The organism is Streptomyces sp. NPDC058964, from assembly GCF_042741275.1.
Taxonomy (GTDB): Bacteria; Actinomycetota; Actinomycetes; order Streptomycetales; family Streptomycetaceae; genus Streptomyces.
Map to the genome: position 1 here is coordinate 1 of NZ_JBHYKH010000261.1, position 1,230 is coordinate 1,230.

The 1,230-nt window shown below is 74.9% G+C and carries 2 protein-coding genes; both read left to right on the plus strand.

What is annotated here, in order from left to right; all coding sequences use genetic code 11:
• Positions 1 to 331: 331 nt before the first annotated feature.
• The gene (locus ACFW2E_RS27740; protein ID WP_384469798.1) at positions 332 to 568 is read left to right on the plus strand and encodes a hypothetical protein; all 237 of its coding nucleotides are present in this window, start codon (positions 332 to 334) and stop codon (positions 566 to 568) included.
• A gap of 92 nt (positions 569 to 660) precedes the next feature.
• A partial coding sequence (locus ACFW2E_RS27745) for a TIGR04222 domain-containing membrane protein (RefSeq protein ID WP_384469799.1) occupies positions 661 to 1,230 on the plus strand: 570 nt, incomplete at its 3' end.

A 1,230-nucleotide genomic window follows, 5' to 3' on the forward strand; every position in this document is an offset into this window, starting at 1 on the left:
GCGCGGCCCCGCGAGAGCCCCCCCGCCCGCCGCCCGGAGTCGCGGGCGGGTGGGGGGGGGCCCACCCCAGGACTCGGTCCGGGCAGGGTGAGGACCGCGGCGGAGTGCGAGCCAGTGCGGTGGTGAAGGATCCGGTACCCCCTTCTCGACCTGAGGGACGGGCGTCACCGGTCCGTCGCTTCCGCCGCGGTCCCAGCCGCACGTCGGCTTCGGCCACGCATCACAGACCCCGTCCGACGGCGCGAACGTCCTGTCGCGCCCAGCCTCGCGCCGTCGGACGGCCAGGCTCCTCCGGAGTGCGGAACCGTCCGCGCCGCAGGAGCCTTTAGTCATGACGTATCCACCGGCGGAGTTTCCGCACATCGTGGTGCACGCCCCGGCCCTGGACGGTTCGCGGCGGGTGACCGAGGGCGAGGTGACCCTCGGGATCGCCTCCCACCTGGACGACGTGGTCGAGATCCTGCGCATGGCCGATCTGGACCGGATCGAGGTCGAGGAGAACGACCTCATCGAGTGGCAGGGCGGCGGGCCGGACGACTGGCCGGGGCTGTCGGAGCCCGAGCCGTGACGAGATGCGTACGCCACCGGGCGTAGCGTCGGCTACGCCATCCTCAAATCAACCTCAGAACACCGCCGCAGAGGCTTCAACCACCCCTGCCGGTGGGCACGTTCCCGTCACGCGGGGGCCCGCCGGCACGGGGCGGGCGCCCCCCCGCTCGGGGGTGTGTGATGAGCGGTGCTTCGACGAACCGGCTGGAGCCGCACGAGATCGCGTTCGTGCGCGGCGGCCCGCGGGCCGCGGTGACGGTCGGCGTGCTCGACCTCCATCTGCGCGGCGCCGTCGGCGCGGGCCGGGCGGGCACGATGCGGACCTCGGGACCCGTCACCGGGCAGACGCTGCCGCCCCTGGCCAAGGCCGTGCACTCGGCCCTCTACCGGCCCGCGGGCATGCGGCAGTTGCTGAACCGGCAGGGCGTGCGCTCGGCACTCGCCGACCTGCGCGGCGAACTCACGGCCGCCGGTCTGCTGCGGCCCTTTCCGCCGGGCCGGACCCGGACCGCCCGCCGCACCCTCAAGAAGCTGCGCGAACGGCACACCCGGCCCATAGGCCGGGCCGGCCTGTCGGGCGTGGAACCCCTGGTCGCGGGGGGCCCGGTAAGCGTCCGGGGCCCTAGTGCGCAACGCCCCCCGTTGGCGGGGGTGTGGGGTGTAAAAGGCGGGGGCGGGGGC